Here is a 13,754-nt window from a genome sequence, read left to right on the forward strand (position 1 = left end):
CCCAACCTACTGCCGGCCGCCAAGGCCCACAATCAATCTCCAGACGCTGAATGCGCCGTCATCACTCAACCCGCGGCGGCCTCCATGCGCACTGCGCCGCGACGATTCTGGCCGAAGGCAATTACACAATTGCGCCCCGCCCCCTTGGCGTTGTAGAGCGCCTGGTCGGCGGACTTGAGCACTTCCTCGGGCGTGCGCTGGTCCACGCGTTCGGCCACGCCGATGCTGACGGTCACCGATACGCTGGTGGCGCCGCTGCCGGAGCGACGCTGGCGACCTTGCTGATCGTCCTGGGGGCGATTGTCGGGATTACGCAGTTGAATGGCGTACGTCTCGATGGACTGGCGGATGACTTCCAGATGAGGCATGCATTCATCAATGGTCTTGCCGGCAAACACCAGCGCAAACTCCTCGCCGCCGTAACGATAAGCCCTGCCGCCGCCACCGATTTTCGACAGCTTGCTGGCCACCAGGCGCAGCACCTGATCGCCAACATCGTGACCGTGGGTGTCGTTGAATTTCTTGAAGTGATCCACGTCGCTCATCGCCAGCACGTAGTTTCGACCCAGGCGCTGCATGCGTTCATTCAGCGCCCGGCGCCCCGGCAGGCCGGTGAGCTCATCGCGGAAGGCCATCTGGTAGGCCTCGTGAGCAACCGCGGCGGCGATCATCAGCATCACCTGGCTGCACATGATGTTCAGGGTGAACGGCAAGATGAACGTCTTCGGCAGCATCCAGAACAGCCCAACCAACCCCACCAGCTGCGCCGCATGCAAGGGTCGTGGGTTACGCCAGTATTGCCAGGCCAGCAGCACGAACGCAGCGGCAAACACCGGGTATGACAATTGGATCAGGCTCATCCAGGCGCCATGCAGCGCCGGCCAGCGTATTTCCGAAAGCCACAGCAGCAGGGCCTGGGGAAAGCTTTGCTCCAGGGCCAGGGCCACGCCACCAAAGGCCAGCAGCACCGCGAAACGCGCCACCATGTCCTGGAACAGATGCGTACGCTCCTGCCACGCCGCGAACAGCCCGAACAACAGCGGCAGCAGCAGGCAGACCAGATGGAACACCACCGCCGCGTCTTCGCGCACCTTGCCGTTATCGCGATAGAAGTCGGTCTGGGTATCCAGCAAAAAATAAGCGATGTACACCGTGACCATCAGAAACAGTTCGCGCTGACGTCGGTAAACGGAGCAGTACGCCCCGCCCAACAACAACACCAGCGTAGGAAGCACGTTGAACAATGAGGTGAAGAAGACGTTCAGGTCCTTGACGTAGGCAGCCGCGAGCCCCGCCAGTAAAAGCACTGTCGACGGTAGGAAATGGCTGAAGCGCATTACGGAAAGACGCGGCAAGGGTAAAGCTCCGACCCGGCTGATCAAAGATGGCATTGTGCCTGCAACTGGAGCAGTAAGGCACGCGAGAGGTGACAGATGTCACACTGCCATCGCTGTAACGGCAGGGCAGGAAGTTTTCTTAGGGTCCGGTTGGATGAATATTGTTTCAGGATCGCCATGGTTCCCCTGTGGCGAGGGAGCTTGCTCCCGCTCGGCTGCGAAGCAGTCGTAAGCCGGCGGGCGCGGTGTGTCTGATGCTGCGTATTGGCAGGTTTTGGGCCGCTTCGCAGCCCAGCGGGAGCAAGCTCCCTCGCCACGGGTTTGTCGATGGCCTGACTGGGGTTATAACAAACATGAAAAAGCCGCTGCTCCCGAAGAAGCAGCGGCTTTTTGAAGAAATGCTTAAGGCTTAGTAGCCCAGCGCGAAGTCTTCTTCTTTCATGTCCATCAGGTTGTTGGCGCCCGACAACATGGTCGCCACGTGGGTGCGGGTGCGCGGCAGGATGCGCTGGAAGTAGAAGCGCGCGGTCTGCAGCTTGGCGGTGTAGAACGCTTCTTCGCTGGTGCCGGCGGCGAGTTTTTCCGCCGCCAGGCGCGCCATGTCGGCCCAGAAGTAAGCCAGGCAGGCGTAACCGGAGTACATCAGGTAGTCCACCGAGGCCGCGCCGACTTCTTCGCGATCCTTCATGGCGGCCATGCCGACCTTCATGGTCAGTTCGCCCCATTCCTTGTTCAGTGCGGCCAACGGCTCGACGAATTCCTTGACGGCTTCGTTGCCTTCGTTGCCCTGGCAGAACTTGTGGACAATCTTGGTGAAGCCCTTGAGCGCCTCGCCCTGGGTCATCAGCACTTTACGGCCCAGCAGGTCGAGCGCCTGGATGCCGGTGGTGCCTTCGTACAGCATCGAGATGCGGCTGTCGCGCACGTTCTGCTCCATGCCCCACTCGGCGATGAAGCCGTGGCCGCCGTAGATCTGCACGCCGTGGTTGGCCGATTCGAAGCCGACTTCGGTCATGAACGCCTTGGCGATCGGGGTCATGAACGCCAGCAGGGCGTCAGCCTTCTTCTTCTCTTCTTCATCCACGCCGTATTTGACGATGTCGACCTGCTTGGCGGTGAAGTACACCATCGCCCGGTTGCCCTCGGCGAAGGCTTTCATGGTCAGCAACATGCGACGCACGTCAGGGTGCACGATGATCGGGTCGGCGGCCTTGTCCGGTGCTTTCGGGCCGGTCAGGGAACGCATCTGCAGGCGGTCGCGAGCGTACTTCAGGCCACCCTGGAAACCGATTTCGGCGTGGGCCAGGCCTTGCAGCGCGGTACCCAGGCGAGCGGTGTTCATGAAGGTGAACATGCAGTTCAGGCCTTTGTTCGCCGGGCCGATCAGGAAACCGGTGGCCGCGTCGAAGTTCATCACGCAGGTGGCGTTGCCGTGGATGCCCATCTTGTGTTCCAGGGAGCCACAGCTGACCGCGTTGCGCTGGCCGATGGAGCCGTCCGCCTCAGGCAGGAATTTCGGAACGATGAACAGCGAGATACCTTTGGTGCCAGCCGGTGCGTCCGGCAGGCGCGCCAGCACGATGTGGACGATGTTGCCGGCCATGTCGTGTTCGCCGGCCGAGATGAAGATCTTGGTGCCGGTCACTTTGTAGGAGCCGTCGGCCTGAGGTTCGGCCTTGGTGCGCAACATGCCCAGGTCGGTGCCGCAGTGCGGTTCGGTCAGGCACATGGTGCCGGTCCATTCGCCGGATACCAGCTTGGTCAGGTACGCCTCTTGCTGCTCGGGGGTACCGTGCTCGGAAATGGTGTTCATCGCGCCATGGGACAGGCCCGGGTACATGCCCCACGACCAGTTGGCTTCGCCGACCATCTCGCTGACTGCCAGGCCCAGGGATTCCGGCAGGCCCTGGCCACCGTGCGCCACGTCATGGGCCAGGCTCGGCCAGCCGCCTTCGACAAATTGCTTGTAGGCTTCCTTGAAGCCGGTCGGGGTCTTCACGCCGGACTCGCTCCAGGTGCAACCTTCGAGATCACCCACGCGGTTCAGCGGCGCCAGCACCTGCTCACAGAACTTGGCGCCTTCTTCGAGGATGGCGTCAACCATGTCCGGAGTTGCCTCCTGGCACGCTGGAAGGCTCTGATAATGCGCTTCGTAGCCGAGCAGTTCGTCACGAACGAAGCGAATATCACGCAAGGGGGCCTTGTAGTCAGGCATAGCGATAAACCTCTGCTGATGTAACCGGGAATGAACGACCGCGTGGATTTGTTATGGCGATCAAACAGCTGTTTGAAACATACGTTTACGCTCAAACCTTGTCAAGCGGCGATCTTTTGCCGTTCGTCATCGTCCTGCAGGAATTCAGCCGTGAAAAATCCAACGCCATGCAGAGGCACGGCGCGCGCAGAGAAAGATTAGTTGAGGGAGAAGGAGTTAGAGACGAAAACGCCGCGAATGAATCGCGGCGTTTTCACTACATCTGAACGGCAGAGTCAGGCGAACGTATCGATCAACGTTCCGAGCATTTCGTCGGAAGCCTTGGCAACGTTCACCCCCAGTTGCACCTGGAACTTGCCTTGGGCCATTTCGACCATGTTGCTGGTCAGGTCCGATTGCTGACTGCGATCCACCGAACGCAGGCGATCCACCTGAACGTCGGAGGACTGGCTGGTGACCGAGCGCTCGATCGTGTTGTTGGCAATCTGGCTGGAGGCCTGATCAACGCGGTGCTGCCCTGTCTGAATCGTGCTCAGACCGGCATAGAACGCGGTGTTTCCTGAGATTTCCATGGCAGGGAGGGTCTTCTTGAAGGGTCGACACGGGCATTGAACCAGATGCTCGGGGAAAAGGCTCGACAAAAACACTAATGGCACAGTGCCGCGTCATAGCCAAAACCTTGGTTCGAGGTCAGTCCAGCAGATCCAGTTGCAGATGTTCGGCCACCGCTTCGGCCGTCACGTCCTTGATTCGCGCGACTCGGCCCAGGCAGGGCGCCGGCAAGCGTTCGGCGAGGGTCGCGAGGTTTTCTTCCATGCGCGACGTGGCCGGATCAATGATGTTTGCTACCCAGCCGGCCAACGGCAAGCCGTCCCGGGCGATGGCCTCGGCGGTCAGCAGCGCGTGGCTGATGCAGCCCAGGCGTACTCCTACCACCAGGATCACCGGCAGGCCCAACGCTATCGCAAGGTCGGAAAGATTGTCTTGCCCGGCCAGCGGCACACGCCAGCCGCCCGCGCCTTCGATCAAGGTGAAATCCGCATCCAGAGCCAGCACCTCGCGCATCGGCCCGAGCAAGGATTGCACGGTCAATGCCACGCCAGCTTCCCGGGCGGCCAGGTGAGGTGCGATCGCCGGTTCGAATGCCACCGGATTGACCTGTGCATAAGTCAATGGCACCGAACATTCGGCCAACAGGGCCAAGGCATCGGCGTTGCGCAGGCCCTTGGGCGTCACTGCGCAACCAGAAGCTACGGGCTTGCCCGCGGCGGTGCTCATGCCGGCCCGCCTGGCCGCGTGCAGCAGCCCCGCCGCAACAGTGGTCTTGCCCACGTCGGTGTCGGTGCCGGTGATGAAATAAGCCTGGCTCATAGCGGTTTCTCCAGCACGGCGTAGACCACCTGGTAAGTGGCCGGCAGGCCCTGGGCCTGGCGATACTTTTCATAGGCCTGGACCAGCGCGAAAATTCTCGCCCTGCCCGTCAACCCACCGGGACGACCAGGATTCAGATTGTGCGCACCCAATGCTTTCAATTCGTGGGTCAGGGCACGTACATCGGGATAATGCAGAACATGCGGGCGATTCTCCAGGCTGACGACGCGCAACCCGCTGGCGTCGGCCAGCTGTCGATAGGTATCGAATGCGCGGAAACGGTTGACGTGTACCAGGCCATCCACTTCACGCCAGCTGTCGCGCAACTCGTATAACGTGCCGACACACAGGCTGGTGGAGGCAAACATCCCACCGGGTTTCAGAACACGATAGGCCTCGCTCAATACCGAGGCAAAATCGCCACACCATTGCACAGCGAGGCTGGAATACACCAGGTCACAGCTGGCCGACTGCAACGGCAGCCGCTCGGCATCACCGGCGATGAAATGCGCGGCGCCGCCTTGAGGACGGGCGTGGTTGAGCATGCCTTCGGCGATATCCAGCGCAACACCCGCCCTCTCACCGAACCGCGCACCAAGGGCGCGGGTGAAATAACCGGTGCCACAACCCATGTCCAACCAGCGTCCCGGCATAAACGAGACGGGCAGCCGCGACAGTAATTGCTGTCCGACGTCGCGCTGCAGTTCAGCGACGCTGTCATAGCTGGCTGCCGCCCGGGAGAACGAGGCCGCGACCTGACGTTTGTCGGGCAAGGCGCCCGGCAACTTCACAACAGATAAATCAGTCATCACCGGACTCATGCAGAAAAGCCTGGATCGCCCCCGCCACGCCGTGGGGGTCCTCCAGTGGGAATCCGTGGCCGGCCTGTTCAATCAGACCGATTTCGACATCTGGCAGCATCGCCAGCAGTTCTCCCGCAGCCTCGGCAGGCACCAGCGCGTCGAGCCCGGCAAACAGATGTAATTGCGGGCCTCGAAAACCCTGCAAGGCAACCCCCGTGTCCAGTCGCGCCAGCAGCTCGAGCCCGGCCATCAATACCTCAGGCGAGGTGTTCGGCGCGCCGGCCAGCAGCAATCGCGACAATCCGCGCGGGTCGCCACAGCCTTGCGCACACAGCAAGCTGAAGCGTTTGAGGGTCTGCCGCGGATCGGCGGCGCATCCGGCGAGAAATCCATCGAAAGTGTCAGCGGGCATCGCGCTCGGCCAATGCTGGTGGGCTACAAAAGACACGTTGCTCGCCAGGGTCAGCAGGCCACAGCAACGCTCGCCCCGACGTGCCGCCAGTTCCGCGGCCAGCATCCCGCCCAGGGACCAGCCGCCCAGCCAGGCATCCTGGGGCAACGTGGCATCCAGCTCATCGAGCCATTCACCGAGGTCGCTCGACACCAGTGCAGGCAATGGCTCGATTTCCACTTGCAAGTGCTCATCGAGCCCTTGCAGGGCCGCCGCCAGCGGTTCGAGGGGCGAAACGCCCAAGCCCCAGCCGGGCAGCAATATCAGTCGATCACGCATGGCTTGGCTCCGCTCCCAGTTGCGCAAAACAGTCGGCCAGTGCATTCAACAATAGTTGTACCTGGGCTTCGCTGTGGGCAGCGGTCAACGTCACACGCAGCCGAGCGCTGCCGGCCGGCACGGTGGGTGGGCGGATCGCGGTGACCATCAGCCCGCGCTCGCGCAGCATCTTCGACAGCCGCATCGCCCGTCCCGCGTCGCCGATCAGGATGGGCTGGATCGGCGTGAAGCTGTCCATCAATTGCAAGCCGATCTGCTCGGCACCGTGGCGGAACTGGCGGATCAGCAATTGCAGATGCTCACGCCGCCAATGCTCGCTGCGCAGCAACTCAAGGCTCTTGAGCGTGGCGCAGGCCAACGCCGGTGGCTGGCTGGTGGTGTAGATGTAGGGGCGCGCGAACTGGATCAGGCTTTCGATCAATTCTTCGCTGCCGGCAACAAAAGCCCCGGCGGTGCCGAACGCCTTGCCCAGCGTCCCTACCAGGACCGGTACGTCTTCCTGGCTCAGGCCGAAATGCTCGACGACACCGCCGCCGGTGGTACCCAGCGTGCCGAAGCCATGGGCATCGTCGACCATCAGCCAGGCGCCCTTGGCCCGTGCTGCGCGGGCAAGAGCCGGCAGGTCGGCGATGTCGCCGTCCATGCTGAACACGCCGTCAGTGACCACCAGGGTATTGCCGATGGCTTTTTCCAGGCGGGTCGCCAGGCTTTGGGCATCGTTGTGCAAGTAACGGCTGAAACGGGCACCGGACAACAGCCCGGCGTCGAGCAACGAGGCGTGGTTGAGCCGGTCCTGCAACACCGTGTCGCCCTGTCCGACCAGCGCCGTGACGGCACCAAGGTTGGCCATGTAGCCGGTGGTGAATAACAGTGCCCGGGGCCGGCCGGTCAAGTCGGCCAGCGCTTCTTCCACGGCGTGATGAGGGCCGCTGTGGCCGATCACCAGATGCGACGCACCGCCACCGACGCCCCAACGCGACGCGCCGGCACGCCAGGCCTCGATCACCTGCGGGTGATTGGCCAGGCCCAGGTAGTCGTTGTTGCAGAACGCCAGCAACGGCTGGCCGTCCACCACCACTTCCGGGCCTTGGGGGCTTTCAAGCAGCGGACGCTGGCGATAGAGGTTTTCGGCACGACGGGCAGCCAGGCGTGCGGCAAGATCGAAGGGCATGCAGGCCTCAACTGTTAAAGACTGGCCAAAGATCCTTGTAGGAGCGAGCCTGCTCGCGATAGCGGTGAGCCAGTCGACATGAATGTTGAATGTTCCATTGCCATCGCGAGCAAGCTCGCTCCCACAGCGTCTTGCATTCCAGTCAGGGAATCGGTGAGCAATCAAACAGCGGCGTTATAGAACTGCTCGCTGCTCTTCTGCTCCACCAGCGCCTGCTCGATGGCCGCCTGATGCACTTCATCGGCATGCTCTTCGCGAGCTTCCGGCTGGATGCCCAAGCGCGCAAATAGTTGCATGTCCTTGTCGGCCTGCGGGTTGGCGGTGGTCAGCAGTTTGTCGCCGTAGAAAATCGAGTTGGCACCAGCGAAGAACGCCAGGGCCTGCATCTGCTCGTTCATGGCTTCGCGGCCAGCAGACAAGCGCACATGGGATTTCGGCATGAGGATGCGCGCCACGGCGAGCATGCGGATGAAATCGAACGGGTCGACGTCCTCGGCATTTTCCAGCGGCGTGCCGGCGACTTTCACCAGCATGTTGATCGGCACCGACTCTGGATGCTCCGGCAGGTTGGCCAGCTGGATCAGCAGGTTGGCGCGGTCGTCCAGGGACTCGCCCATGCCCAGGATCCCGCCGGAACAGATCTTCATCCCCGAATCACGTACATACGCCAGGGTTTGCAGGCGCTCGCTGTAGGTGCGGGTGGTGATGATGCTGCCGTAGAACTCCGGCGAGGTGTCGAGGTTGTGGTTGTAATAATCCAGGCCGGCCTGGGCCAGCGCTTCGGTCTGCTCCTGGTCGAGACGCCCCAGGGTCATGCAGGTCTCCAGGCCCATGGCCTTGACCCCCTTGACCATCTCCAGCACGTAGGGCATGTCCTTGGCCGACGGATGTTTCCACGCCGCGCCCATGCAGAAACGGGTCGAACCGATGGCCTTGGCGCGCGCGGCCTCTTCAAGGACCTTCTGCACCTCGAGCAACTTCTCTTTTTCCAGCCCGGTGTTGTAGTGGCCGGACTGCGGACAATATTTGCAATCTTCCGGGCAGGCGCCGGTCTTGATCGACAGCAGGGTCGAAACCTGGACGCGGTTGGCATCGAAGTGCGCGCGGTGCACGGTCTGCGCCTGGAAGAGCAGGTCATTGAATGGCTGGACAAAGAGTGCTTTGACTTCGGCCAAAGACCAGTCATGACGCAGGTTGGCAGTGGTGCTGGCGCTCATGGGCATTTCCTTGATTATGCTTGGCAAGCGCCTGGGGAACGGAATAACCACAGGCGCGACACGGATGTTCGGCATATTTAAGGAAGAGCCATGCGCTGTCAACCACGATACAAAGGTCCGGTTTACATCTGGTTAAAAAACAAACAGATCTGTCTGTTGTGCGGCGAATCCACCGACACCTTGCAACCCATCTGCACCCCTTGCGAAAGCGAACTGCCCTGGCTCGGCGAGCATTGCGCCGTTTGCGCCCTGCCGCTGCCCATGGCCGGGCTCCGTTGCGGCCAATGCGCCGCGCGGCCTCCGGCCTTCGAGCGGGTCCTGGCGCCATGGGCCTACGACTTTCCGGTGGACAGCCTGATTACGCGCTTCAAGCACCAGGCAAAATGGCCCCTCGGTCGACTGCTTGGCGAGTTGCTGGCGCAATCGCTGCAGCATCATTTCGACGAAGGCCTGGAGCGGCCCGATGCGCTGGTGCCAGTGCCGCTGGCGGCGCGCCGCTTGCGCCAGCGCGGCTTCAACCAGGCGACATTGCTGGCCCGCTGGCTCAGCGCAGCGCTACGGATCCCTTGCGAAGACAACCTGCTGTTGCGCGTCCAGGACACCCCGGCCCAACAGGTCCTGGACGCCCGGGCCCGGCGCCGGAACCTGCGCCAGGCCTTTGCCTTAGCGCCCGGTGCGGTGTTGAACAACCGTCACCTGGCGCTGGTCGATGATGTACTCACCACCGGCGCCACGGCCCAGGCACTGGCCCGGTTGCTGCTCGATGCCGGTGCAGCGCGGGTCGATGTGTATTGCCTGGCGCGCACGCCGAAACCCGGTGATCCGGCTTGACGCGCAGTGGCCGAGGCGCCAACGTCCTGCATCCGTCCCGTACAGGGTTTGCACCCATGTCATTGCCTACGCTGTTGAGCCAACATATCGTCCGCCGCCCACAACGCATCGCCCTGTTGCAGCACATCGCCGAACAGGGTTCCATCACGCGTGCCGCCAAAAGCGCCGGGCTGAGCTACAAGGCGGCCTGGGATGCGATCGATGAGTTGAACAACCTGGCGGACCGGCCGTTGGTCGAGCGCAGCGTTGGCGGCAAGGGTGGCGGTGGCGCGAAACTGTCGGAAGAAGGCCTGCGCGTGCTGCGTCTGTATCAGCGCTTGCAGGTATTGCAGGCGCAGTTGCTGGAAGCGAGCGAGGACGCCGGTGACCTGGGCCTGCTCAGCCGCCTGATGTTGCGCACCAGCGCGCGCAACCAACTGCATGGCAAGGTCGTCGGCATCCAGGCCCAGGGCCACAACGACCGGATACACCTGGAACTGGCGCGCGGCTTGCTCATCGACGCGCAGATCACCCACGACAGCACGCTGCGCCTGGAGCTGGGCCTCGGTACCGAAGTGGTGGCCCTGATCAAGGCCGGCTGGCTGGCGTTGTATCCACTCGACCAGCCGGACGATTGCTCGGCCAACAGTCTGCAAGGCGTGATCGAGCACATCGCGGTCGCTGCGGATGGCCCCAATGAAGTGCGCATCGGCTTGCCCAACGGCCAGACGTTGTGTGCCCTTGCAGACCCGCTTGAGCTGGTTGAACGAAACCTCGACGCCGGCTCACCGGTGCAAGTACGTTTTTCCCCTGCAAATGTGCTGCTCGGCACACCGTTGTAGCGCGCTGAAACATAAACTTCATCGACCCGCTTTAAGGTGACTGCCAAAACCAGCAGGGAGCCTGATGATGAGCCTATTAGAAGAAAACCAATCCACCGACCTGGAAAAGATCGTCGGCCTGAGCCGTCGCCGCTTCATCGGCGCAGGCGCTCTGTGCGGCGCGGCGATGTTCCTGGGCGGCAACCTGCTGAGCCGCAGCGTCATGGCCGCCGCCGTGAGCGAAGGCAACAAAAGGTTGCTGGGCTTTGACAGCATTGCCGCCGCCACGATCGACACCATTACCTTGCCGCCAGGCTACAAAGCCTCGGTGCTGATCAGTTGGGGCCAGCCACTGCAAAAAAATGCCCCGGCATTCGACCCCAGCGGCAATGGCACCGCCCGCGCACAGGAAATGCAGTTCGGTGACAATAACGACGGCATGAGCCTGTTCCCGTTTCCCGGCGAGGACAACCGGGCGCTGATGGCGATCAACAACGAATACACCAACTACCGCTACCTCTTCCCCCATGGCGGCCAGCCGCAGTCCGCCGAAGACGTGCACAAGGCCCAGGCCAGCGAAGGCGTGTCGGTCATCGAGATCCAGCGGCGCCGGGGCCAGTGGCAGTTCGTCCAGGATTCACGCTACAACCGCAGGATCCATGGCAACACGCCGATTCGCCTGGGCGGCCCGGCTGCCGGTCACGATCTGATGAAAACCAGCGCCGACAAGAGCGGCAAAAAAGCGCTGGGGACGTTCCAGAACTGCGCCAACGGCATGACGCCGTGGGGCACCTACCTGACCTGTGAAGAAAACTTCACCGACTGCTTCGGCAGCAGCAACGCTGATCTGACGTTCGATGAGGCGCAAAAGCGCTACGGCGCTACCGTCACCAGCCGCGAAATCAACTGGCACCTGTTCGATCCGCGTTTCGACCTGGCGAAAAACCCCAACGAGCTCAATCGTCACGGCTGGGTGGTTGAAATCGACCCGTTCGATCCGAAGTCCACGCCGGTGAAACGCACCGCCCTGGGCCGCTTCAAACACGAAAACGCCGCGCTGGCGAAAACCCGTGACGGGCGCGCCGTTGTGTACATGGGCGATGACGAGCGTGGCGAGTTCATCTACAAGTTCGTCAGCCGCGATCGCATCGACCGCCGCAATCCCAAGGCCAACCGCGACCTGCTGGACCACGGCACGTTGTACGTGGCGCGCTTCGACGCCGGCGACGGCAACCCGGACCATCCGAAAGGCAAGGGCCAGTGGATCGAACTGACCCATGGCAAGAATGGCCTCGACGCCGGCAAGGGCTTCAACGACCAGGCTGAAGTGTTGATCCATGCGCGCCTGGCCGCCACCGCCGTTGGCGCCACCCGCATGGACCGCCCGGAGTGGATCGTGGTGAGCCCGAAGGATGGCCAGGTCTATTGCACCCTGACCAACAACTCCAAGCGCGGCGAAGAAGGCCAACCGGTGGACGGGCCCAACCCTCGGGCCAAAAACGTCTACGGGCAGATTCTGCGCTGGCGCACCGACCGCGACGATCACGCCTCCAAGACCTTCGAGTGGGATCTGTTTGTGGTCGCCGGTAACCCGACGGTGCATGCCGGCACGCCCAAGGCCGGATCGTCCAACGTCAATGCGCAGAATATGTTCAACAGCCCCGACGGCCTGGGCTTCGACAAAGCCGGCCGGCTGTGGATCCAGACCGATGGCGACTCAAGCAATGCCGGGGATTTCGCCGGCATGGGCAACAACCAGATGCTCTGCGCCGACCCCAACAGCGGTGAGATCCGCCGCTTCATGGTCGGACCGGTGGGTTGTGAAGTCACCGGGATCAGCTTCGCGCCGGACTACAAGACCTTGTTCGTGGGCATCCAGCACCCTGGGGAAAACGGCGGTTCGACTTTCCCCGAGCACCTGCCCAATGGCAAGCCACGGTCGTCAGTGATGGTGATTACGCGCGAGGATGGCGGGATCATCGGCGGCTGACGCTGAGCGTTCCCACGCTCTGCGTGGGAACGCAGCCGTCTTTGTGGCGAGGGAGCTTGCTCCCGCCGGGTTGCGCAGCGACCCCATTTTTTTGTGGGCGCTGCGCACCCAAACGGGAGCAAGCTCCCTCGCCACGAAGAGCGACGCAACTCCCACCGACCCAATCATGACTGCTTTGCGCTACCATGCCGGGTCGGACGCGGCAGCCCTGCCGCTGCGCAGGAGTCAGCATGTCCCATCCGTTTGAAACCCTTACGCCCGACCTGGTACTCGATGCCGTTGAAAGCATCGGCTTTCTCAGCGACGCCCGCGTGCTGGCGCTCAACAGCTACGAAAACCGTGTCTATCAGGTCGGCATCGAAGACGCCGAGCCGCTGATCGCCAAGTTCTATCGCCCCCAGCGCTGGACCAACGAAGCGATCCTGGAAGAACACCGCTTTACCTTCGAGCTGGCCGACTGCGAAGTGCCGGTGGTGGCGCCGCTGATCCATAACGGCGCCAGCCTGCATGAGCACGCCGGGTTTCGTTTCACCCTGTTCCCCCGTCGCGGCGGGCGGGCGCCGGAGCCGGGCAATCTCGACCAGCTCTATCGTCTGGGCCAGTTGCTCGGAAGGCTTCACGCGATCGGCGCGACCCGGCCATTCGAGCATCGCGAAGCGCTGGGCGTGAAGAACTTCGGCCATGACTCGCTGGAGACCGTGCTGCAAAGCGGCTTTGTCCCCCGCAGCCTGCTGCCGGCCTACGAATCAGTGGCCAGGGATCTGCTCAAGCGTGTCGAAGATGCCTACGCCGCCACGCCCCACCAGAACATCCGCATGCACGGCGATTGCCATCCCGGCAACATGATGTGCCGCGACGAGGTGTTCCATATCGTCGACCTCGACGATTGCCGCATGGGCCCGGCCGTGCAGGATCTATGGATGATGCTCGCCGGGGATCGGCAGGAATGCCTCGGACAGCTATCGGAATTGATGGACGGCTACCAGGAGTTCCATGATTTCGACCCGCGCGAATTGGCCCTGATCGAACCGCTGCGCGCCCTGCGCCTGATGCACTACAGCGCCTGGCTGGCGCGCCGCTGGGATGACCCGGCGTTTCCGCGAAGCTTCCCCTGGTTCGGCAGCGAACGTTACTGGGGCGATCAGGTGTTGGCGCTGCGCGAGCAACTGGCGGCGCTTCAGGAAGAGCCGTTGAAGCTTTTTTGATTGGGCGGGGCACCAACGGCCACCTGAAACTCCTGTGGGAGCGAGCCTGCTGTCGAAAGCGATACGTCAGTCATATAAATGGCG

13 protein-coding genes are annotated in these 13,754 nt (G+C 62.5%); 5 read left to right on the forward strand and 8 right to left on the reverse strand.

The features are described from left to right. Window positions 1-65: 65 nt before the first annotated feature. Entirely contained in the window at window positions 66-1,355 is a 1,290-nt protein-coding gene (locus M1E16_RS25140) for a GGDEF domain-containing protein (RefSeq protein WP_305498358.1), read from the reverse strand. 391 nt (window positions 1,356-1,746) lie between these two features. Further along, window positions 1,747-3,552 (reverse strand): phenylacyl-CoA dehydrogenase, encoded by a 1,806-nt coding sequence (locus M1E16_RS25145; RefSeq protein ID WP_458128639.1) that lies wholly within the window; start codon window positions 3,550-3,552, stop codon window positions 1,747-1,749. A 53-nt stretch (window positions 3,553-3,605) separates the two neighbouring features. Here M1E16_RS25145 and M1E16_RS25150 point away from each other — a divergent pair, with 53 nt between their 5' ends. Continuing rightward, window positions 3,606-3,818: a hypothetical protein gene (locus M1E16_RS25150; RefSeq protein ID WP_458128640.1), complete on the forward strand. Its 213-nt coding sequence runs from the start codon at window positions 3,606-3,608 to the stop codon at window positions 3,816-3,818. 9 nt (window positions 3,819-3,827) lie between these two features. Here the strand turns inward: M1E16_RS25150 and M1E16_RS25155 are convergent, their stop codons facing one another. The 6 genes from M1E16_RS25155 to bioB form a co-directional block, all read right to left on the reverse strand. After that, complete coding sequence (locus tag M1E16_RS25155; protein ID WP_458128641.1) at window positions 3,828-4,124, reverse strand: pyrroloquinoline quinone biosynthesis protein PqqE; 297 nt, start codon at window positions 4,122-4,124, stop codon at window positions 3,828-3,830. 118 nt (window positions 4,125-4,242) lie between these two features. Beyond that, entirely contained in the window at window positions 4,243-4,923 is a 681-nt protein-coding gene (gene bioD, locus M1E16_RS25160) for a dethiobiotin synthase (protein WP_434571368.1), read from the reverse strand. Continuing rightward, window positions 4,920-5,732 (reverse strand): malonyl-ACP O-methyltransferase BioC, encoded by an 813-nt coding sequence (gene bioC / locus M1E16_RS25165; protein WP_458128642.1) that lies wholly within the window; start codon window positions 5,730-5,732, stop codon window positions 4,920-4,922. Before bioC ends, bioD begins: the two co-directional genes overlap by 4 nt. After that, entirely contained in the window at window positions 5,725-6,456 is a 732-nt protein-coding gene (locus M1E16_RS25170; protein WP_434602029.1) for an alpha/beta fold hydrolase, read from the reverse strand. The genes bioC and M1E16_RS25170 overlap by 8 nt, the downstream gene beginning before the upstream one ends. Further along, window positions 6,449-7,627, reverse strand: coding sequence for an 8-amino-7-oxononanoate synthase (gene bioF, locus M1E16_RS25175; RefSeq protein WP_458128643.1), 1,179 nt, complete (start codon window positions 7,625-7,627; stop codon window positions 6,449-6,451). Before bioF ends, M1E16_RS25170 begins: the two co-directional genes overlap by 8 nt. Before the next feature lie 161 nt (window positions 7,628-7,788). Beyond that, window positions 7,789-8,844: a biotin synthase BioB gene (gene bioB, locus M1E16_RS25180; protein ID WP_039590691.1), complete on the reverse strand. Its 1,056-nt coding sequence runs from the start codon at window positions 8,842-8,844 to the stop codon at window positions 7,789-7,791. Window positions 8,845-8,934: 90 nt separating this feature from the next. Here bioB and M1E16_RS25185 point away from each other — a divergent pair, with 90 nt between their 5' ends. The 4 genes from M1E16_RS25185 to M1E16_RS25200 all read left to right on the forward strand — a co-directional run bounded on the left by M1E16_RS25185 (window position 8,935) and on the right by M1E16_RS25200 (window position 13,670). After that, a complete protein-coding gene (locus M1E16_RS25185) occupies window positions 8,935-9,675 on the forward strand; it encodes a double zinc ribbon domain-containing protein (RefSeq protein ID WP_458128644.1) in 741 nt (246 codons plus the stop codon). 56 nt (window positions 9,676-9,731) lie between these two features. After that, complete coding sequence (locus M1E16_RS25190) at window positions 9,732-10,496, forward strand: TOBE domain-containing protein (protein ID WP_434696608.1); 765 nt, start codon at window positions 9,732-9,734, stop codon at window positions 10,494-10,496. Between the two features lie 67 nt (window positions 10,497-10,563). Further along, on the forward strand, window positions 10,564-12,465 hold the full coding sequence (locus tag M1E16_RS25195) for a PhoX family protein (RefSeq protein ID WP_458128645.1): 1,902 nt from the start codon (window positions 10,564-10,566) through the stop codon (window positions 12,463-12,465). 230 nt (window positions 12,466-12,695) lie between these two features. Continuing rightward, window positions 12,696-13,670 (forward strand): serine/threonine protein kinase, encoded by a 975-nt coding sequence (locus M1E16_RS25200; protein WP_305498345.1) that lies wholly within the window; start codon window positions 12,696-12,698, stop codon window positions 13,668-13,670. The last annotated feature ends 84 nt before the right edge of the window (window positions 13,671-13,754 follow it).

This window comes from Pseudomonas sp. Z2-11 (assembly GCF_054161305.1).